Raw genomic sequence first — 19088 nt, 5'->3', positions numbered from 1 at the left:
ATTTGTATATTTGACCTTGGTGACCCCTAGGGGATTCGAACCCCTGTGGCATGGATGAAAACCATGAATCCTAACCGTTAGATGAAGGGGCCAAGATATACAAAATAAAAATGGTGACCTGTGATGGATTCGAACCATCGGCCTCCTCATTAAAAGTGAGATGCTCTACCTGCTGAGCTAACAAGTCATAAAATAAGAAAAATGGCGCGGCCAACGAGACTCGAACTCGCGACCTCCTGCGTGACAGGCAGGCATTCTAACCAACTAAACTATGGCCGCACCTTTTAAGAAATGGTGGTCGATATAAGACTCGAACTTATGACATCTACCTTGTAAGGGTAGCGCTCTACCAACTGAGCTAATCGACCTTTTGTATATTTGACCTTGGTGACCCCTAGGGGATTCGAACCCCTGTGGCATGGATGAAAACCATGAATCCTAACCGTTAGATGAAGGGGCCAAGATATACAAAATAAAAATGGTGACCTGTGATGGATTCGAACCATCGGCCTCCTCATTAAAAGTGAGATGCTCTACCTGCTGAGCTAACAAGTCATTTTTATAATTTTAAGTTCCTAAACTCAAAATGGACTGGAATTATAGTGCAAATTAAATTAATTGTCAAGAGTTTTTTTAATAAATTTTAAAATTTCTTTTAAAGAAGTAATTGCTGCTTTTTTTTGAATCTCTTCTCTATCGCCTTTAAAGTTAAAAATCTTAATTTTTTTAACTCCAAAACTATTTGAAATTCCAACTACTACCATTCCAACAGGTTTGTTTTTTGTTCCACCAGTTGGTCCTGCAACTCCAGATATTGCAATAGCATAAGATGCATCAAATTTTTTTATAACTCCAGTTAGCATTTCAGATACTACCTCTTTGCTAACTGCTCCAAACTCTTCTAGTGTTGAATTTAAAACTCCAAGTTCTTGATTTTTTATCTTATTTGAGTATGTAACAATGCTTCCATTAAAAATATCACTTGATCCAGAAATTTTAGTAATCATACTAGCAACTAATCCACCAGTACAAGACTCTGCAGTTGTAATTGTAAGATGATTTTCTCTTAGTAGATTTTGTAGAGTTATCATATCTTTTTTAGAGAATTTTTTTGACATAAAAATCCTTTATAAAGAAAAAGGCAAAAGCCTTTTTCTAATTATTATTTATCATCTGTAAAATCAGCTAGGAATTTATCTTCGTAGAATGTTTTTCCAAGATGTTTTGTAACAATTTTAATATCTCTTTCTGCATTTCCAAAACAAGAAGTTGCACCTGGAGATGGTGTCATATTAAATATAATTCCTTCTTCTTCAGTAATAGAAGCTTCTCCTAGCATAAGTTTTTTCTCTGTTTTATTTAAAACTTGTGGTCTAACTCCTCCAAAACCTTTTGCATATTCGATATCATCTACACTTAAAGATGGAACAATTTTTTGTGCATCTTTCACGAAAAGTTTTTTATTTATTCCTGGAATTTCAAATAAGAAGTTTTTAAATACATAGTTTCTAATATCTGAATCTTTTAATAGATCCCAGAATATTTTCATAATACTTCCATCAAAGTTTAAAGTTTTTAAACATTGGAAGAATGATTTTCCACCTTTATATCTTTCTAAAACTAAAAGTGCAAGAGCTGTTGGTCCAAATCTTGTTTTACCTTCACATAAAATATCAGGATCTCCATGAAGTGCAGCAAATGGAAGTTTGTCATTTTGTACCATATAAACTTTACCATTTAAATATGTTCCATTTGTAATATAAAATGAACCAGCCATAGATAGTGATCCCATATGTTTCCCATGTCCCATTTTATGAGCTAGATAAAGTGAATGTGCTCCAGCATTTACAACAACGAAATCAGCAGTGTAAACATCACCTTTAGTAGTTGTTACTTTAAACATTTTGTCAATTTTTTCTATCTCATCAACTTCTGAGTTAAAGAATACATCAGTAATTTTTGAACTATCAGCCTCTTTTGCAGCTTTAACTAACTCTTTAGTCATCTCACCATAATCAACAGTTGTGTATTGATCATTTGTACCCATAGCAATAATAGGTTCAGGTCTATCTTTAGTTCTCTCTTTATCCGCATAAACAAGTAATGGCTCTTTTTCTCTTAAAACCTCTTTATCCCATAACTCTAAATAAGGGAAAATCTCTTTAAATTGGTTATATCTATCAGTTATGAATTTAACCTCTTTTTCACCAACTCCTAAAGCCATTTTTTGATGTTTAAACATAATTTTATCTTGTAAATTATATGCCAAACAGAACTTTTCAATCATTTTTGCAGTTCTTTTTGTAATTTTTGCTTTTTCAAATGTATAGTTTGTTTCAATATCACCAACATGTATTGTTTGAGAATTACTTGTACCTTTTGAATTTAAAGTTGCTAAATCTTCATATTTCTCTAAAAGACAGATATTTTTTACATCTGAATATTTAGCAAGTTCAAAGAACATAGCAGCTCCTGAAATTCCACCACCAACAACGATTACTTCATAATGTTTTGCACTCATTTTATATCCTATATTTTTAATGTCAAAATTTGGCAAAGATTTTATCATATAAAGTTTTGATTTTAGATAAATGAAATATTTAAAATTTGAAAATTAACTATTTTGTTAATTAAAGTAAATTAAAACTCTTTTAGATATAATCAGCGATTTAAATAATAAGCTAAACAGATAAATATAAGGTGTTATGATGGATTATAAAGAGAGTTTACTACTACCAAAAACAGATTTTCCAATGAGAGGGAATCTTCCTTTAAATGAACCTATTAAATATAAACAATGGGATGATAAAAAAGTTTATGAAAGAATGAAACAAAATAGAGTGGGGTGTCCATCATTTACACTTCACGATGGACCTCCTTATGCAAACGGAAATATTCATATAGGACATGCCTTAAATAAAATTCTAAAAGATATTATAAATAAGTTTCACTATTTTGATGGAAAATCTATACGATATACTCCAGGTTGGGATTGTCATGGATTGCCGATTGAGCAAAAAGTTGAAGAAAAAATTGGAAGTGAGAAGAAAAAAATACTTCCAAAATCAAAACTAAGACAACTTTGTAGAGATCATGCAACAAAATTTGTTGATATTCAAAAAGATGAGTTTAAAGCTTTGGGAGTTATTGCTGATTGGGAAAATCCATATTTAACAATGGATTTTAAATTTGAAGCAAATATTTATAGAGAGTTATGTGCTATTGCAAAACAAGGATTACTAGTTCAAAGAAGTAAACCTGTCTATTGGTCTTGGGCTGCTCAAACAGCTTTAGCTGAAGCTGAAGTTGAGTATGAAGATAAAACATCTCCTTCAATTTATGTGGCATTTAAACATCAAGATTTAGATGCTAGTATTATTATTTGGACAACAACACCTTGGACACTTCCTGCAAATCAAGCAATTGCTTTAAATAAAGATGAAGAGTATGTGCTTACAAGTGATAAATTTGTAGTGGCAAAAAAACTATATAACTCTTTAATTGAGCAAGAGGTTATAAAAGGAGCTATTGTTGAAACAATAGATGTATTAAAATTAGAGAATACAAAAGCTATAAATCCATTAAATGGTAGAGACTCAAGAATTATTTTTGGAGAGCATGTTGAAATGAGTGCTGGAACTGGAGCTGTTCATACAGCACCAGGACATGGTGAGGATGACTATAAAGTATCACTTAAATACGGTATTGAAGTAATTATGCCAGTTGATGCTTATGGAAAATATGATGAAACAATTGTAAGAGAAAAGCTTTTTAGAAATGCTGAAAAATATTTAGGATTAAATGTATTTAAAGCAAATGATTTAATACTTGAAGAGTTAGGAAGTGCATTACTAAAAAGAGTTGATATAAGACACTCATATCCACACTGTTGGAGAACACATACTCCAATTATTTTTAGAGCTACAAAACAGTGGTTTATCTCTATTGATGATGAATATGGGCAAAAGAATAAAACTCTAAGACAAAATGCTATGGAAGTTGTAGAAAATCTAAAATTCTATCCAGATTGGGGAAGAAATAGATTAAAAGCGATGCTTGATGGAAGACCTGATTGGTGTATTAGTAGACAAAGAGATTGGGGAGTTCCAATAGCATTTTTTAGGAATAAAAAAACTGATGAGATAATCTTTGATGAGAAGGTTTTAAACTTTACAGCTATGATTTTTGAAATACATGGCTGTGATGCTTGGTATGATATGGAGATTTCTCAACTTCTATATCCAGGAAGTGGACTAAATCCCGATGATTTAGAAAAAACTTTAGATATTTTAGATGTTTGGTTTGATAGTGGAAGTACACAAAATGCTGTTTTAAGAAGTGGAAACTACGATGCTGGAACATTCCCAGCTGATATGTATCTTGAAGGAAGCGACCAACACAGAGGTTGGTTCCAATCATCACTTCTTACAACACTTGCAAGTAGTGAAGTTGCACCATATAAATCAATATTAACTCATGGATTTACTGTTGATGAAAAAGGTGAAAAAATGAGTAAATCAAAAGGAAATGTTGTAGCTCCTGATAAAGTTTTAAAAGAGTATGGAAGTGAAATTTTAAGACTTTGGGTTGCTATGAGTGATTATCAAAGTGATTTAAAAATCTCTGATAATATTTTAAAACAAAATGGTGAGCTTTATAGAAAAATTAGAAATACAGCAAGATTTTTACTAGCAAATATAGATGGGCTTGAGAGTTTAGTTGAAGTTGAACAACTAGGAGAGCTTGATAAATGGATTTTGGAAAAAGCAAAAAGAGTTTTTGATGAGATAGAGTCTAGTTTTAAAATCTATGAGTTTTCAAAAGGCTTAAACAAGCTAAATAACTTTTTAGTTGTAGATTTATCAGGAATTTATCTTGATGTTTGTAAAGATAGATTGTATTGTGATGATAAAAATGATATTCATAGAAGTGCATCTCAAACAGCTATGGCTATGATTACTAAAAAATTAATAGGAACTTTGGCTTGTATCTTAACTTATACTATGGATGAGTTACTAGAATTTGCACCAAAAATTATAAAAGGTGATGCAAAAGATATTTTTGATTTTGAAAAATATAATCTTCCAGATGTAAAATCTTCTATAAAAGATGAGTTGTTTGTAGAAGCAAAAGAGAAGTTCTCTGAAATAAAAGATGCTTTAAGTAAAGAGAAAATTATAAAATCTACTTTAGAGTTAGAGATAGTTACAGATAATAAAGAGTTTTTATCTTTAGACAAAGTTGAATCAAGTGATTGGTTTTTGGTAAGTGGCTTATCAAATGAGACTTCAAGCAGTGAGCTATTAGGAAGTTTCAAAGTTGAAGATAGCCAGTTTAAACTATATAAAGCAAGTGGACACAAGTGTCCTAGATGTTGGAAATTTACTTCAACAAAAGAAGATGAGTTATGTTCTAGATGTGAAGAAGTGATTAAATAATGTTTGAAAATGAAGTTACTCTTACATTTATATTTCAAACAATAGCAGTTATATTAGTAGTAACTGCTGTTGGAGTATTTTTTGTAAAAAAATATGAAAAAAAAGGTAAATAAATATGTTTCCATTTAGTGATGAGGATTTACTTGATCCTGTAGAAAATATAATAAGTAAAAAAATATCTCCTATGTTAGCGCGAGATGGTGGTGCAATTGAACTTTTAGCAATAAAAAATGCAAAAGTTTATATTCAGTTGCAAGGTGCTTGTGTTGGATGTAGTGCAAGTGGAAGTACACTAAAATATGTTGTTGAAAAAGAGCTTAAAAGTGCAATACATCCAGATTTAAAAATAATTAATGTTCCAATAGGAAAAACTGACTATTTAGAGGATTAAAAACTACATGATAAACGAAAATAGAGTATTAAATGATGCGCATTCGCTTTTTGCTCAAAGAAGGTTTGAAAAAGCACTTTTTTTGTACTCTTTATTGGTAGATAATTTTCCACAAAAAGATGAATACAAAATATATGCACTTTTTTGTGATATTGCTTTGGAAGACGCTTCAAAAGCAATAGCTTTGTTTGACTATTTTTCAATATTAAAAGATGATGATTTACAAGAAGCAATAGATTATGTAAAAGGCGTTATAAAAGCTTATGATGGAGATGTTGATAAGATGATGATGCTTTTAAAAGAGCTAAATTTGACAACTGTAAATCAGCTTGATGCTATAAATTATAGCGATTTTAAAAAGTTAATTGAACAAAGAGGTTCATTTAAAGTTGCTTTTGAAGATATTATGTTCTCTACAAAAGTAGCAATTGAATCAAAAGATGATTTTTATGATTTTGTTACAAAACTTATAGATAATGGTTTTAGCAATATGGCATATAACTATCTTGAGGGTTTTAATGAATATTTTATTCACGATAAAGAGATAGTAAAACTTTATAAAAGATTGGAAGAGAAGAGTAATGAAGCTAATCATAAACAATAAAATCTTTACGGATAATACAAATGAACTAGAAAAAGATTCAATTTTTGTATTATCAAAAAATAATGAAAAATTTAAAGATATTGCCATAAATGGTGGTTTTGAAATAATAGAGTCAAAAGATTTAAAAAACTATTTAGATATGAGTTCTATTAAAATAGTTGGAATTACTGGGACAAATGGAAAGACAACAACAGCTACTTTAATATATAAAACTCTTTTAAATTTGGGTTATAAAGTGGCTCTTCAAGGAACTAGAGGATTTTTTATAAACGAAAATCAAGTTGAAGATTATTCACTTACAACTCCAGTTCAGCTTGGAAATTTTGTAAATATTCAAAAAGCAATACAATCTTCGTGTCAATTTTTTGTAATGGAAGTAAGCTCTCATGCAATCTCTCAAAATAGAGTCGAAGGTTTAGATTTTGCTTTAAAAATCCATACAAATATAACTAGAGATCATCTTGATTATCACAAAACTATTGAAGAGTATATAGATGTAAAAAACTCTTTTTTAAGTGATGAGAGTCAAAAATTAGTAAATGTAGATGATAAAGTTTTGAAATATAACTCAAAAAATGCTTATACTTACTCTTTAAAAAATAGTTCTAATTTTCAAGTTGTAAATAAAACTATTGAAAATAAAATGAGTGTTGAATTTATAAATGAAGATAAAAAATATAGTTTTAATACAAAAATGATGGGTATTTTTAATATCTATAATCTAATGGCTTCAATAGCTGCTGTTTTTATAACTACAAAAAAGCCTTTAGTTGATATTTGTAAGGCAGTTGAAAATTTCCAAAGTGTTAGTGGAAGAATGGAGATAGTATCTCAAAAACCATTTATAATTGTAGATTTTGCTCACACTCCAGATGGTATGGATGAAGTTTTAAAGAGTTTTCCAAATAAAGAGATAATTTGTCTATTTGGAGCAGGTGGAAATAGAGATGCTTTAAAAAGACCACTTATGGGAGAAGTTGCTTCTAAATACTCTAAATACATTATTGTAACAAGTGATAATCCAAGATTTGAAGATCCTAAAAAAATAGTAGAAGATATTTTAGTTGGAATAGATGATAAATCAAATGTTATTGTAGAAGAGAATAGAAAAGAGGCTTTGAAAAAAGCAATTAAACTTATAAATGAAAATAGCGTTTTATTGGTTCTTGGCAAAGGTGATGAAGCAACACAGATAATAAAAGATGAGAAATCTGTTTTTTCTGATAAAGAAGAGATTTTAAAGATTTTAGAAGCTAGACTCTAATTCCAAATTTATCTCAAACTCTCTCTTTTAAAAATTAAACAAATCTTAATAAACTTTAGGTATAATCGCATTTCTATTTTTTAAATCAAATGATTTGAAAATTAGTACCTCACATGTATCAATCCTTGCTCGGGTTGTGTTGGCTTAAAAACTAGCATTAAGGGATACAGAGGCTAAACCCTAGAAAAAAATAAAAACAGACATAATTCAAGGAGAATTAACATGGTTACAATGAAAGACCTATTAGAGTGTGGTGTACACTTCGGACACCAAACAAGAAGATGGAATCCAAAAATGAAAAAGTTTATTTTTGGTGTTAGAAAAAATATCTATATTATAGATTTACAAAAAACATTAAGATACTTCAGATATACATATAATGTTGTAAGAGATAGAGCTGCTGAAGGTCAAACAATGATCTTTGTTGGTACTAAAAAACAAGCTAGTGAAACTATTAAAAAAGCTGCTGAATCTTGTGGAATGCCATATGTAAACCACAGATGGTTAGGTGGAATGCTTACAAACTTTGGAACAATTAAAAAATCAATTAGAAAATTAGAAATTATTAAAAAAATGAGAGAAGAGGGACAACTTGACCTTTTAACTAAAAAAGAAGCTTTAATGCTTTCAAGAAAAGAGGAGAAATTAGAGCTTTATCTTGGTGGAATTAAAGAGATGCACAAACTTCCAGATATGATGTTTGTTCTTGATGCTGTTAAAGAGAAAATTGCAATTGCTGAAGCTAGAAGATTAGGAATTACTGTTATTGCACCACTTGACACAAACTGTGATCCAGATGTTGTTGATTTACCAATTCCAGGAAATGATGATGCTATTAGATCAATTCATTTATTCTGTAACGAAATGGCAGCAGCTATGAATGAAGGAAAAGCTGTTTTAGCTGAAAATGGTGCAGATGTTATTGAACCAATTTCAAAAGAAGAGCAAGATGAAGTATTAGCTGAAGCAATAGCAGAAGGTGAAAATGAAATTACAGAAGGTGAGGAAGCATAATGGCAGCAGTTACACCACAATTAATTAAAGAGTTAAGAGAGCTAACTGGTGCTGGTATGATGGATTGCAAAAATGCTTTAAATGAGACTGGTGGAGATTTAGATAAAGCTGTTCAAGCTTTAAGAGAAGCTGGTCTTGGAAAAGCTGCTAAAAAAGCTGGAAATGTTGCTGCTGAAGGTTTAGTTGCTATTGAAATTAATAGTGACAATACAAAAGCTGTAATTTTAGAGCTTAATGCACAAACAGACTTCGTTGCAAAAAATGAGAACTTTGTAAATCTTACAAAAGAGATTACATCTCATGCATTAAATAACGGAATTAAAGATGCGCAAACTTTAAATAGCTCAACAATAAATGGACAAGAGTTTTCAACATTTTTAGCTGAAAAAATTGCAACAATTGGTGAAAACTTAGTTGCTAGAAAATTAGAGAGTGTTGAAGGACAAGTTGTAAATGGTTATGTTCATGTAACAGGAAGAACAGGTGTTGTTTTAGCTGCTTCTTGTGATGCTGGTGTTAAAGATAAAGCAACAGCACTATTAAGAAATATTGCAATGCATGCAAGTGCTATGAAACCAACTGTTATTTCATACAAAGATTTAGACAAAGCTTTTGTTGAGTCTGAAAATAGAGCTATTAGAGCTGAGATTGAAGCTGAAAACGAAGAGTTAGTAAGATTAGGAAAACCATTAAAAAATATTCCTGATTTTGTTTCAAGATCTCAATTAACAGATGAAGCAATTGCAAATGCAAAAGCTGCTTTTGAAGCTGAATTAAAAGAACAAGGAAAACCTGAAAAAATTTGGGCAAATATTATCCCTGGAAAAATTGAGAGATATATCACTGATAATACTCAATTAGATGGAAGATTTGCACTTTTATCTCAAGCTTATGTAATGAATGATAAACAAACAGTTGAACAAGCAATTGCAGAAGTTGATCCATCAATTAAAATTACAGCTTATGTAAGATTTGAACTTGGTGAAGGAATCGAGAAAAAAGAAGAAGATTTCGCAGCTGAAGTTGCAAAACAAATGGGAAAATAGTAAGTAGTTTTTAACTATTTAAAATAAAGGAGAGAGTTGTGAGTGAAAAAAAATCTAATAAAACACTCCACTCCTCTTTACTTCTAAAAGCTTCAAATATTGAACACAATTTTGATTACCCACTTTTTAAAAATATTAGTTTAGAGATAAAAGAGAAAGAGTCAATAGCAATTATTGGAAGTAGTGGTAGTGGAAAATCAACTCTTTTAAATATATTATCTTCACTTTTAAAGCCAACATCTGGAACTGTTGTTTTTAAAAATAAAGATATATACTCTTTAAAGCAAGATAAGCTTTTAAAAATAAGAAGAGAGGATTTTGGAATAGTTTTTCAAGCACACTATTTATTTAGAGGCTTTAGTGCAATTGAAAATCTACAAATAGCAACACTATTAAGTAAAGAGAAGATTGATAATAGACTCTTAGAGCAGTTAGAGATAACTCATGTTTTAAACCAAGGCGTTGGAGAGCTGAGTGGTGGACAACAACAAAGATTGTCGATTGCTAGAATTCTAATGAAAAAACCAAAGATTATTTTTGCAGATGAACCAACAGGAAATTTAGATAAAAAAACTGCAAATATAGTTATGAATACACTTTTTGAATATATAAAAAATAATAATGCAGCACTTGTTTTGGTTACTCATGAAGATGATTTAGCTTTCAAGTGTGATAGAGTTTTTAAGTTGGAGGATTTAAGCTTGAAGGAGATTTTAAAATGAAATTGCTTCTAATTTGTAATACAGCAATAATAGAGCATATATTTAACTTAGTTTGTAAAAGATTAGGGATTGATTTAAATATTGAAAAAAACACAAAAGTTCAAGGTAGATTTGACTTTATTGTTGTAGATCAACCCTTTATTGGAAGTGATTTTTTAAAGTTAAAAAAATTTACAAAAAAACTTGCAGCTATTAACTCTGAAGAGCTAAGTTATGATCTTCCAAGCGACTTTGTAGTTCCTAGACCTTTTTTACCAACAAAACTTGAAGCTATATTAAAAGAGCAGATAAAGATTTTAAAAGATGAGATTGAAAATGGTCACAATTTTGATACATTTAAAGATAGTTTAGTTAAAGACAACTATATTGAAGATTCTCAAAGTTTTAATGAGATACAAGAAAAAGAGAGTGATTTAGCTGAAGATTTTTTTGAAACTTTAATAGAAGATGATTTTGATGATGGTTTTTTTAGAAAAAATGATTTAGATGATGAGAGTATTGTATCTTTAAACTCTATTAGACAAGGTGGAGTTTTAGATAAAAATGAGTTAAAAAAGATAAATAGTTTTTTAGATGATAAAAGTGAGAATATACAAACATTAGAAGAGAGAGATTGGAAAGATATCACTGATATTATTGATGATGCACTTGATGAAGTAAAAGATTATGAATTTGATTTAGAAAAAGAGGATTATACTTTAGTTTTAAATAGATTTAAAATGGATGAATTAAAACCACTTTTACTTAAATTAAATCAAAATATAATAGATAGATTAGCTAGAAATGAAGTTATAAATCTTAAAATTTCGCTAAAAGGAGAGTAATTTATGAATGAACTAAGAGGTGCGATATTAATTGTTTCAGGACCTAGTGGTTGTGGAAAATCTACTCTTTTAAAAGAAGTTATAAAAAATATTCCAAATCTATATTTTTCTATCTCTACAACAACAAGAGAGCCAAGAGAAGCAGAAGTGGATGGAATTGATTACTTTTTTGTAAGTAAAGATAAATTTGAAAAAGATATAAAAGATGCAAACTTTTTAGAGTATGCAAAAGTTCATGATAACTATTATGGAACATCACTTAAACCAGTAATTGAAGCCTTAAATGCTGGAAAATTAGTTATATTTGATATTGATGTTCAAGGACACAAAATTATAAGAAAAAAACTTCAAAATCTAATCACTTCTGTATTTATTACAACTCCAACAAAAAAGATATTAGAGCAAAGATTAATCGCAAGAGCAACTGATAGTGAAGATAGTATTAAAAAAAGAGTTGAAAATGCAAGAGTTGAGATGGAGGAGTTTTTAGATTATGATTACTTAATTATAAATGAAAACTTAAATGAGGCAAAAAAACAGATTCTGGCTATTGCAACAGCTGCAAGAGTAAAATCAAAACTATATTCAAAAGATGAGATAGTAAATAGTTGGCTAGAAGCCTAAACTATCTCTTCAAATGTTAAAGGCTTGTCAAAATAGTAACCTTGAGAGTAGTCTATATTTAGAGCTTTAACTTTTTCATAAATATTTTCAGTTGCTACAAACTCAGCAATTGTTTTTATATGGAAATCCTTTGCAATACTTGCAATTGTTCTTACAATTATCTCAAGCTCTTTTGAGTTGTGAATATCTTTTATTAATGAGCCATCAATTTTTACAAAACTAATATCTAATTTTGATAAAATATGAAAGTTTGAGTAACCAGCACCAAAATCATCAATCCCAACTTTACAACTATATTTAGATACATTTGTAATAAAATCTTTTATGATATTAAAATCTATAATCTCTTCACTCTCCAATAGTTCAAACTCAAGATTGTTTACAAACTCTTTGTTTTTTTCTAAAAAGTCATATATATATTTTTTTGTTTTATCATCTATTAAATCTACATAAGAGATATTTATAGATACTTTTTTCTTTTTCTCTTTTATTAGTTTTAAAGAGTCATCTAAAATAACTTTTACAATATTTTGATAAAGTCTAGTTTTCTTTGCAACTTCTAAGAATTCATAAGGACCGTGAACTTTTCCATCAAGACTTATGTATCTAATAAGTGCTTCATATTTTAAAACTTCTTTAGTTTTTGTATCAACAATAGGTTGAAAAAATGCTTTTAATAAGTTCTCTTTAAAACCTTGTTTTAAAAGTTTTATCCACATAATATTTTGTTCAAAAGATTTATGAATATTATATGAATCCTCATAAATCATAATTTTTTGGAATTTTTTTCTAGCATAGTTTATGATTCTTTTTGTATATTTATAAGCTTGTTCTCCATCACCTTTTGCAATACCAATTGTAACATTTACATCAATCTCATTATCATCTATTAAAAAAGCATTACTTTCAATCTTATCTAAAAAATCTCTACAGATTACAAAAAAAGTATCTATATCAATACTATTTTTAGGACTTACTGCAAACTTATCTGACTCTATTCTATAAAGAGAAAAATCTTTTGAATTAAAATAATTTCTCATTTTTGATGCAAATTCAATTAAAATTTTATCTCCAATTTTTTCACCAAATAGATCATTTGTTGCTAAAAACTCATCAATATCTAAAAGGGCTAATAGATCATTATTTGAGTATTTTAAATCTTTTTGAAGTCTATTTTTATTTGCAAGTTTTGTAAGATTATCTGTATATAAATCTTTTAACTCATGATAGTTTAGTGATTGAAGCATTGCTTGAAGAAGTTTTGATATATCAATTGGTTTAAGAACATATTTATCAACACCAATATTTATGGCTTCAAGTAAATACTCTTTGTTTGAAAATGCAGTTGCTATAATAATTGGAATTTTAGGATTTATCTCTTTAATCTTTTTAATCATATCCATACCTGATAAAATAGGCATATTTATATCGGTTATTATTAAATCAATACTATCTTGATGCTCTAAAAATAGATTAAATCCCTCTTCTCCATTTGAAGCAACATATTGTGTTTTTGTAAATGATTTTAAGAATTCAGATGTAATATCTCTTAACTCTTTCTCATCTTCAGCATAAAGTACATTTACATTTTTTAGCCTATCTATCTCTTTGTTCATTAAACCACTCTTTGAAAATAAATAAGATATAATACTTAAATTTTTTTATATATAGTTTAATATTAAGCGGTTAGGAGACTCTTTTTGTCAAAAATAGTATGTAATCATTGTCATTTATCATTTGATAGTAGTGTAATGATAAAAGAGAATGATTTAAATTTCTGTTGCGGTGGTTGCCAAAGTGTTTATCATATTTTAAAAGATGAAAATCTTGACTCTTTTTATGAAAAGCTTGGAAATAAGAGTATAAAAGCTCCTCTTCAAATCTCTAATGATGATTTATCAAAATTTGATTCCCAAAATTTTTTAGATAACTACACATCAAAAACAAAAGATGGTTTTACTCAAATAGATTTAATACTTGAAGGAATTCACTGTGCTGCTTGTATTTGGTTAAATGAGAAGATTTTATATGATACAAAAGGTATTATTGAAGCAAATATCAATTTTACAACAAATAAAGCTAGAGTTGTTTTTAATAGTGATATTTTAAAGTTATCAGATATTATAAAAAAGATTAGAAGTATTGGTTACAATGCTTATGCTTATGATTCAAGTGTGGCTGATGTTCAGGCAAAAAAAGCGAAGCAAGACTATTTTGTAAGAATGATGGTAGCTGTTGTTTGTACAATGAATATAATGATGCTAAGTGTTGCAAAATATACAGGTTTTTTTACAGGAATGAGCAATGAAGTAAAGGATATGATTCATTTTGCTGAGTTTATTCTTACAACTCCAGTTCTGTTTTATAGTGGATTTGTTTTTTATAAAGGTGCTTATTATGGAGTGAAAAACCGTATGGTAAATATGGATTTGCTTGTAAGTACGGGTGCATCTTTAACATACTTTTACTCTTTAAGCGTGATGCTTGGAGCAAAAGGTGAGAGCTATTTTGATTCAGTTGCTATGATTATAACTTTTGTTTTGGTTGGAAAATATCTTGAAGTTATTGGAAAAAAATCAGCGGTTGATACACTTGATAAGATAAAATCAACTCTACCTTTAGAAGCTGTTGTAATAGAGAATGGAAAAAAAGAGATAAGAGCTTTAAACTCTATAAAAGTTGGAGATATTATTGAGCTTAAAATTGGAGAGAAAGTTCCAGTTGATGGGAAAATTGTATTTGGAAACGCATCTTTTGATGAGTCGAGCTTAACAGGAGAATCAACTCCTGTTTATAAAAAACAAGATGATATTATATATAGTGGAACTGCTATTTTGGACTCTTTAATTCATTTTGAGGTTACAAAAGATTTTAAAAACTCTACTTTTTCATCAATTGTAACTTTACTTGAAGATTCACTAAATTCAAAACCAAAAATTCAAACCTTAGCAAATAAGCTATCAAGAGGGTTTAGTTTAACAATTCTAAGTATTGCTTTTGCTACTTTTTTGGTTTGGTACTATTTTGGTCTTGATTTAGGTTTTTACTTTGAAAATACAAATCAGTTTGAAAGATCATTTATAACAGCTGTTTCAGTTGTTGTAATTGCTTGTCCTTGTGCTTTAGCACTTGCAACTCCAATGGCAAGTTTGGTTGGAATTTCACAATTAGCAAAAAAATCTTTGCTTCTAAAAGAGGCTAAATATATTGAGACAATTGCAAATGCGAATATTGTTGTTTTTGATAAAACAGGAACACTTACAAAAGGTGAACTAAAAGTAGAAAATTCACAAATTTTTAGTGAAGATAAAAATATCTTAAATCTTTTATATTCACTTTTAGATAGCTCAAACCATCCAGTAAGCCTTGCTGTTAAAAAATATTTAGAAAAAAATCACTCTTTAGAAAAATTAATTTTGGAAGATGTAAAAAATATTGAAGCAAAAGGTTTAAGTGCAAAATATAAAGATTTATCTCTTTTGGGTGGAAATATAGAGCTTCAAAAAGAGTTTGGAATTGATATTGATTTTACAACTTTTAAAACTATATACTCTTTTTCAGTAGATAAAAAAATAGTTGCTATTTTTGAGTTAAGTGATGAGATAAAAGATGATGCAAAAGAGTTAATAGATTATTTAAAGAGTAAAAATATAAAAAGTGTAATGCTAACTGGAGATAATGGTTTTGTTGCAAAAGAGGTTGCAAATGAGCTTAAAATAGATGAGTTCTATTTTAGTCAAACTCCACAAAGCAAAGCCAATTTTATTAAAAAACTAAAAGAAGATGGAAAAATTGTTGTAATGGTTGGAGATGGAGTTAATGATAGTGTTGCTTTAGCTTCAAGTGATGTTGCAATTGCTATGGGAAATTCAGCTGATGTTTCAATGCTTGTATCTGATGTTGTGATTTTAAATTCAAAATTAAAAGCATTAGAAGATACTTTTAAAATATCAAAAAAGACATATAAACATATTAAACAAAATTTGGCTTTTTCACTTATTTATAACTCCGTAACAATCCCTTTAGCAATGGCTGGATATGTTATTCCTCTTGTAGCAGCTCTTTCAATGAGTTTAAGCTCACTTGTAGTTATTTTTAACTCACTAAGAATTAAATTAAAGGATAAAAATGATTGATGATACACTATTTTTTATGTTAATTGTGGGACTTATAATCTCAGCTGGAATGTTACTTTTGTTTATTTGGGCAGCAAAAGCTGGTCAATTTGATGATGCAAATAAAATTACAAGTGGTTTACTTTTTGATAGTGTTGATGATTTAAATGATGCTATAAAAAAAGAGCAAGCTATTAAAGATGCAAAAAAAGATGCTTTAGAAAAAGAGAATAAGCAAAAAAAAGAGGATAAGTAAAACTTATCCTCTTTGATTTAGCAAAATAATTTAAGATTATTTTCCTATATATTCAGCTAACTCTTTAATATCAGCATCACTTAATCTTGATGCATAACCTTTCATAAGTGCTTTCATAGGACCACCATAAGTTCCATCTTTATAACCATTTAAAGCTTTTACTATATTTTCTTTAGTTTGGTTAGCTGGAACAAATGATTTACTTTGAGTAGTTACATTTATTTCACCTTTAACCCCATGACATGCTTTACATGTAGCATAAGATGCTGGTGCAGCTGCAAAAGCAAATGCTGATAAAGCAACAGTTGTTAGAATGATTTTTTTCATCTTTTCTCCTTTAAAATTTTAAGCTGTATTCTAACTATATTTTCTTTGTAATTCTCTTAATAAAAAAGGTTAATAAATTATTACAATTAAAAATATATTAAATATAAATATATATTAAAGCCTATTTTGAATATATTACAAACTAAAAAAGGAAATAGCTTTTGGATAGTTTTGTGTTAGAGATAAAAAATCTAAAATTTGCTTACAAAAAAGGTAACTATATATTTTCAAACTTTAATTTAAATCTAAAAAAAGGTGAACTTGTAACAATAATTGGAAAGAGTGGTAGTGGAAAATCAACACTTTTTGAGCTGATTTTAGGAAATTTAAAACAGGAGTTTGGAGAGATAAAAAAGAGCAAAACAGCTATAATATTTCAAGATCCTTTTTCATCTTTTCATCCAACATACACAGTTTATGAGCAGATAAAAGATGTTTTAAATAGAGATTTTAAAGATGAACTTGATAAGATTTTGCCAAAATTAAGTTTAGATATTGAGTTTTTATATAAAAAACCGCATGAGTTAAGTGGTGGTCAACTTCAAAGATGCTCTATTTTAAGAGCAATTCTTTTAAAGCCAGAGCTTCTTTTAGTTGATGAGCCAACATCAGCACTTGATAATATAATAGCTTATGAGACAATGAAGTTAATAGTTGAACTTCTTGATTCTTGTGCTGTTTTATTGGTGACTCATGATTTAGATATGGCAAAATGGTGTAGTAATAAAATTATAAGGTTGGAAGATGAAAAATAGTAACAAAGCTTTAGTTTTACTAAATATGGGTGGAGCTAGAAGTAAAGATGAATTAAAAATGTTTTTAACAAATATGTTTAATGATGAGAATATTTTAACAGTTAAAAGTGCACTTCTTAGAAAAATGATAGCTTTTTTTATAGTAACAAAGAGATTAAATAGTGCTTGGAAAAACTATGAAGAGATTGGAAATGCATCTCCTATTAATCCTTTAACAGAAAAGTTAGTAGAAAAGTGCAATGACAAAATAGATGGATATACAACATATCAAGTTATGAGATATACTCCACCTTTTGCAAAAGATGTTGTTGAGAAGTTAAAAGAGGATGGAATAAGTGAAGTTTTTTTACTTCCACTTTATCCGCAATACTCTACAACAACTACAAAATCTTCTATGGAGGATTTTTTAAAATATGCAAAAAATAGTTTTAAAATAAAATCTATAAATGATTTTTATAAAAATGATAAATTTAACAACTGTATTGTAAATGAGGTAGAGAGAAATATGCAAGAGGGTGTTAAATATAATCTTATTTTCTCAGCTCATGGACTTCCACAAAAAATTGTTGACAATGGTGACCCATACCAAAAACAGATGATTGAACATGTTGAGATTTTAAGTAAAAAATTAAAAGAAAAAAATATAGATTTTAAATCTATAAATCTTGCTTATCAATCAAAAGTAGGTCCACTAAAGTGGCTTGAACCTTCACTTGAAGATATGTTAAAAAACTTCGAAAATGATAATGTAATTATCTATCCACTATCATTTATTGTTGATAACTCTGAAACAGATTTTGAACTTGATATTGAATATAGAGAAGTTGCCGATGAGATTGGAGTGCTTGATTATAAAGTTTGTAAGTGTGTAAATGATGGAGATGATTTTATAGAGGCTATAAAAGATATTATAAGCTAGGATTTCCTAGCTTATATTAAAGAGTTTTAAAAGCCTCTTCTAAATCTAAAGTTCCTTCATAAAATGCTTTTCCAACAATTACTCCACCAATATTTCCATTTGCTTTACAGTTTTTAATATCTTCAATATCTTTAACTCCTCCACTTGCAATTGTGTAAACCCTGCTAGCAAGTGCAATATCTTGTGTAAATTCAACATTTACTCCACAAAGCATACCATCTTTGCTTATATCTGTACAAATAATTGCTTCAACTCCTGCGTTTGCAAACTCTTTTGCTAAAGAGGTTGCCTTCATAGTTGAAACTTCTGCCCAACCCTCAACTGCAACCATTCCATTTATTGCATCAATTCCAACAGCTATTGGATATTTTTTTGCCATATCTTTTACAAATTGTGGATCTTTAACTGCAATTGAACCCAAAATTAATCTATCAACTCCAAGTTCTAAATACATCTTAATAGTTTTTTCATCTCTAATACCACCACCAAGCTCAATTTTTAAATTACAGTTTTCTCTAATTTTTTTAATCTGCTCTAAGTTTGCTGGTTTTCCTTCAAATGCTCCATTTAAATCAACAATATGAACCCACTTACTTCCTAACTCTTCAAATCTTTTTGCAACCATCCATGGCTCATCTGAGTAGATTTTTGCACTATCCATAAGCCCTTTGCTAAGTCTTACAGCCTTTCCATCTTTTAAATCAATCGCTGGTAATATATCCATAATTTCTCCTTTTTAAATAGTTCCTATTTAAAAAGGAACCTTTTTCTCAATTACTACTTTTTATA

18 protein-coding genes and 6 tRNA genes are annotated in these 19088 nt (G+C 28.8%); 13 read left to right on the top strand and 11 right to left on the bottom strand.

The window, feature by feature from the left end; translation table 11 throughout:
- Positions 1-17 precede the first annotated feature (17 nt).
- From CRU94_RS05825 to CRU94_RS05790, 8 genes are all read right to left on the bottom strand, one after another.
- Positions 18-92: transfer RNA gene (locus CRU94_RS05825), tRNA-Glu, on the bottom strand.
- Between the two features lie 19 nt (positions 93-111).
- Positions 112-187: transfer RNA gene (locus tag CRU94_RS05820), tRNA-Lys, on the bottom strand.
- Between the two features lie 15 nt (positions 188-202).
- Positions 203-279: transfer RNA gene (locus CRU94_RS05815), tRNA-Asp, on the bottom strand.
- A gap of 13 nt (positions 280-292) precedes the next feature.
- Positions 293-368 (bottom strand) — tRNA-Val (locus tag CRU94_RS05810).
- A 17-nt stretch (positions 369-385) separates the two neighbouring features.
- Positions 386-460: transfer RNA gene (locus tag CRU94_RS05805), tRNA-Glu, on the bottom strand.
- Between the two features lie 19 nt (positions 461-479).
- Positions 480-555: transfer RNA gene (locus CRU94_RS05800), tRNA-Lys, on the bottom strand.
- 59 nt (positions 556-614) lie between these two features.
- A complete protein-coding gene (locus tag CRU94_RS05795) occupies positions 615-1118 on the bottom strand; it encodes a CinA family protein (protein WP_129105860.1) in 504 nt (167 codons plus the stop codon).
- A 44-nt stretch (positions 1119-1162) separates the two neighbouring features.
- The gene (locus CRU94_RS05790; protein WP_129105859.1) at positions 1163-2521 is read right to left on the bottom strand and encodes an FAD-dependent oxidoreductase; all 1359 of its coding nucleotides are present in this window, start codon (positions 2519-2521) and stop codon (positions 1163-1165) included.
- Between the two features lie 187 nt (positions 2522-2708).
- Between CRU94_RS05790 and ileS the strand changes: the two genes are divergently transcribed.
- The 9 genes from ileS (at position 2709) to gmk (ending at position 11927) form a co-directional block, all read left to right on the top strand.
- Positions 2709-5438: an isoleucine--tRNA ligase gene (ileS, locus tag CRU94_RS05785; RefSeq protein WP_129105858.1), complete on the top strand. Its 2730-nt coding sequence runs from the start codon at positions 2709-2711 to the stop codon at positions 5436-5438.
- Positions 5439-5553: 115 nt separating this feature from the next.
- Positions 5554-5829 (top strand): NifU family protein, encoded by a 276-nt coding sequence (locus CRU94_RS05780; protein WP_129105857.1) that lies wholly within the window; start codon positions 5554-5556, stop codon positions 5827-5829.
- 7 nt (positions 5830-5836) lie between these two features.
- On the top strand, positions 5837-6433 hold the full coding sequence (locus tag CRU94_RS05775; protein WP_129105856.1) for a hypothetical protein: 597 nt from the start codon (positions 5837-5839) through the stop codon (positions 6431-6433).
- A complete protein-coding gene (locus CRU94_RS05770) occupies positions 6411-7697 on the top strand; it encodes a UDP-N-acetylmuramoyl-L-alanyl-D-glutamate--2,6-diaminopimelate ligase (RefSeq protein ID WP_129105855.1) in 1287 nt (428 codons plus the stop codon). The genes CRU94_RS05775 and CRU94_RS05770 overlap by 23 nt, the downstream gene beginning before the upstream one ends.
- Before the next feature lie 222 nt (positions 7698-7919).
- Positions 7920-8711, top strand: a complete 792-nt coding sequence (gene rpsB / locus CRU94_RS05765; RefSeq protein ID WP_129105854.1) for a 30S ribosomal protein S2 — start codon at positions 7920-7922, stop codon at positions 8709-8711.
- Positions 8711-9757: a translation elongation factor Ts gene (gene tsf / locus CRU94_RS05760; RefSeq protein ID WP_129105853.1), complete on the top strand. Its 1047-nt coding sequence runs from the start codon at positions 8711-8713 to the stop codon at positions 9755-9757. Before rpsB ends, tsf begins: the two co-directional genes overlap by 1 nt.
- 38 nt (positions 9758-9795) lie before the next feature.
- Positions 9796-10479: an ABC transporter ATP-binding protein gene (locus CRU94_RS05755; RefSeq protein WP_129105852.1), complete on the top strand. Its 684-nt coding sequence runs from the start codon at positions 9796-9798 to the stop codon at positions 10477-10479.
- Positions 10476-11303: a hypothetical protein gene (locus CRU94_RS05750; RefSeq protein WP_129105851.1), complete on the top strand. Its 828-nt coding sequence runs from the start codon at positions 10476-10478 to the stop codon at positions 11301-11303. Before CRU94_RS05755 ends, CRU94_RS05750 begins: the two co-directional genes overlap by 4 nt.
- Positions 11304-11306: 3 nt before the next feature.
- Positions 11307-11927 (top strand): guanylate kinase, encoded by a 621-nt coding sequence (gene gmk / locus CRU94_RS05745; protein ID WP_129105850.1) that lies wholly within the window; start codon positions 11307-11309, stop codon positions 11925-11927.
- Here gmk and CRU94_RS05740 read toward each other — a convergent pair.
- Complete coding sequence (locus CRU94_RS05740; protein WP_129105849.1) at positions 11924-13543, bottom strand: EAL domain-containing response regulator; 1620 nt, start codon at positions 13541-13543, stop codon at positions 11924-11926. The genes gmk and CRU94_RS05740 overlap by 4 nt on opposite strands.
- Positions 13544-13627: 84 nt before the next feature.
- Here CRU94_RS05740 and CRU94_RS05735 point away from each other — a divergent pair, with 84 nt between their 5' ends.
- On the top strand, positions 13628-16063 hold the full coding sequence (locus CRU94_RS05735; RefSeq protein WP_129105848.1) for a heavy metal translocating P-type ATPase: 2436 nt from the start codon (positions 13628-13630) through the stop codon (positions 16061-16063).
- On the top strand, positions 16056-16298 hold the full coding sequence (gene ccoS / locus CRU94_RS05730) for a cbb3-type cytochrome oxidase assembly protein CcoS (protein ID WP_129105847.1): 243 nt from the start codon (positions 16056-16058) through the stop codon (positions 16296-16298). The genes CRU94_RS05735 and ccoS overlap by 8 nt, the downstream gene beginning before the upstream one ends.
- A 36-nt stretch (positions 16299-16334) precedes the next feature.
- Here the strand turns inward: ccoS and CRU94_RS05725 are convergent, their stop codons facing one another.
- Complete coding sequence (locus CRU94_RS05725) at positions 16335-16625, bottom strand: c-type cytochrome (protein ID WP_129105846.1); 291 nt, start codon at positions 16623-16625, stop codon at positions 16335-16337.
- 161 nt (positions 16626-16786) lie between these two features.
- Here CRU94_RS05725 and CRU94_RS05720 point away from each other — a divergent pair, with 161 nt between their 5' ends.
- On the top strand, positions 16787-17380 hold the full coding sequence (locus CRU94_RS05720; protein ID WP_129105845.1) for an ATP-binding cassette domain-containing protein: 594 nt from the start codon (positions 16787-16789) through the stop codon (positions 17378-17380).
- Positions 17370-18299, top strand: a complete 930-nt coding sequence (gene hemH / locus CRU94_RS05715) for a ferrochelatase (protein WP_129105844.1) — start codon at positions 17370-17372, stop codon at positions 18297-18299. Before CRU94_RS05720 ends, hemH begins: the two co-directional genes overlap by 11 nt.
- Positions 18300-18315: 16 nt before the next feature.
- Here hemH and hisA read toward each other — a convergent pair whose 3' ends face one another.
- Positions 18316-19023, bottom strand: a complete 708-nt coding sequence (gene hisA / locus CRU94_RS05710; RefSeq protein ID WP_129105843.1) for a 1-(5-phosphoribosyl)-5-[(5-phosphoribosylamino)methylideneamino]imidazole-4-carboxamide isomerase — start codon at positions 19021-19023, stop codon at positions 18316-18318.
- Between the last annotated feature and the right edge of the window lie 65 nt (positions 19024-19088).

It is taken from the genome of Arcobacter sp. AHV-9/2010 (assembly GCF_004116575.1).
Taxonomy (GTDB): domain Bacteria; phylum Campylobacterota; class Campylobacteria; order Campylobacterales; family Arcobacteraceae; genus Aliarcobacter; species Aliarcobacter skirrowii.
Note: the sequence above shows the minus strand (reverse complement) of the source record. Positions and strands in the feature narration are given on the sequence as shown.

Bases quoted from the DNA above. Each gene is read 5' to 3' on its own strand.
- CRU94_RS05795 (WP_129105860.1), bottom strand. From the start codon at position 1,118: ATGTCAAAAAAATTCTCTAAAAAAGATATGATAACTCTACAAAATCTA.
- CRU94_RS05790 (WP_129105859.1), bottom strand. From the start codon at position 2,521: ATGAGTGCAAAACATTATGAAGTAATCGTTGTTGGTGGTGGAATTTCA.
- ileS (WP_129105858.1), top strand. From the start codon at position 2,709: ATGGATTATAAAGAGAGTTTACTACTACCAAAAACAGATTTTCCAATG.
- CRU94_RS05780 (WP_129105857.1), top strand. From the start codon at position 5,554: ATGTTTCCATTTAGTGATGAGGATTTACTTGATCCTGTAGAAAATATA.
- CRU94_RS05775 (WP_129105856.1), top strand. From the start codon at position 5,837: ATGATAAACGAAAATAGAGTATTAAATGATGCGCATTCGCTTTTTGCT.
- CRU94_RS05770 (WP_129105855.1), top strand. From the start codon at position 6,411: ATGAAGCTAATCATAAACAATAAAATCTTTACGGATAATACAAATGAA.
- rpsB (WP_129105854.1), top strand. From the start codon at position 7,920: ATGGTTACAATGAAAGACCTATTAGAGTGTGGTGTACACTTCGGACAC.
- tsf (WP_129105853.1), top strand. From the start codon at position 8,711: ATGGCAGCAGTTACACCACAATTAATTAAAGAGTTAAGAGAGCTAACT.
- CRU94_RS05750 (WP_129105851.1), top strand. From the start codon at position 10,476: ATGAAATTGCTTCTAATTTGTAATACAGCAATAATAGAGCATATATTT.
- gmk (WP_129105850.1), top strand. From the start codon at position 11,307: ATGAATGAACTAAGAGGTGCGATATTAATTGTTTCAGGACCTAGTGGT.
- CRU94_RS05740 (WP_129105849.1), bottom strand. From the start codon at position 13,543: ATGAACAAAGAGATAGATAGGCTAAAAAATGTAAATGTACTTTATGCT.
- ccoS (WP_129105847.1), top strand. From the start codon at position 16,056: ATGATTGATGATACACTATTTTTTATGTTAATTGTGGGACTTATAATC.
- CRU94_RS05725 (WP_129105846.1), bottom strand. From the start codon at position 16,625: ATGAAAAAAATCATTCTAACAACTGTTGCTTTATCAGCATTTGCTTTT.
- hemH (WP_129105844.1), top strand. From the start codon at position 17,370: ATGAAAAATAGTAACAAAGCTTTAGTTTTACTAAATATGGGTGGAGCT.
- hisA (WP_129105843.1), bottom strand. From the start codon at position 19,023: ATGGATATATTACCAGCGATTGATTTAAAAGATGGAAAGGCTGTAAGA.